The sequence below is a fragment of the Mesorhizobium sp. M8A.F.Ca.ET.021.01.1.1 genome, from assembly GCF_003998025.1.
In the GTDB taxonomy this organism is placed as follows: Bacteria; Pseudomonadota; Alphaproteobacteria; order Rhizobiales; family Rhizobiaceae; genus Mesorhizobium.
Window position 1 is genome coordinate 1 of the sequence record NZ_RZSJ01001043.1, and the last position, 730, is coordinate 730.

At 64.4% G+C, this 730-nt stretch carries 1 protein-coding gene; it reads right to left on the reverse strand.

The window, feature by feature from the left end; all coding sequences use genetic code 11:
• Positions 1–730, reverse strand: a 730-nt coding sequence (locus tag EOA36_RS36460; RefSeq protein ID WP_127281316.1) for an ASKHA domain-containing protein, incomplete at both ends; no start/stop codon positions are given.

Here is a 730-nt window from a genome sequence, read left to right on the forward strand (position 1 = left end):
CGGCGTCGCCGGCGATGCCGTCCTCGCTCACCGTCTTGCGTGGCGGCAGTTTCACCGCCGCCGACAGTTTCGGGAACGGATCGACCTTGTTGGGCAGCGCCATGGCATAGACGAAATGCTCCTGGAATTTCGGCTCCAGCGCGGTCTCGATCTTCTCGATCTGGCTCACCGTCTCCTCGATCTCGCGGCGATAGCCGCGATTGAGCAGCGCCATCCGCGCGCCCGCACCGGCGGCGTTACCGACGGCCGAAACCTTGTCGAGGTCGCAGTCGGGGATCAGGCCGAGCACCATGGCGTATTTCGGATCGATGAAGGAGCCGAAGGCGCCGGCGAAATGGATGCGGTCGACATGCTCGGTGTTCTGCTTTTCCATCAACAGCTTGGTACCGGCATAGAGTGCAGCCTTGGCAAGCTGGATGGCGCGCACGTCGGTCTGGGTGATGGTGATCTTGGGTTCGCCTTCCTTCAGCACGTAGGAGAAGGTGCGGCCGTTGGCGACGACGCGCGGCGAGCGCGCGGCAAGCGAACCGTCGACGACACCGTCCTCCGAGATGATGCCGGCGAGATACATTTCCGCGACGATCTCGATGATGCCGGAGCCGCAGATGCCGGTGACGCCGGTCGCCTGCACGCTGTCGAGGAAGCCGGGTTCGTCGGACCACAGTTCCGAGCCGATGACGCGGTATTTCGGCTCCAGCGTGTCGGGATCGATGCGCACGCGCTCGATGGC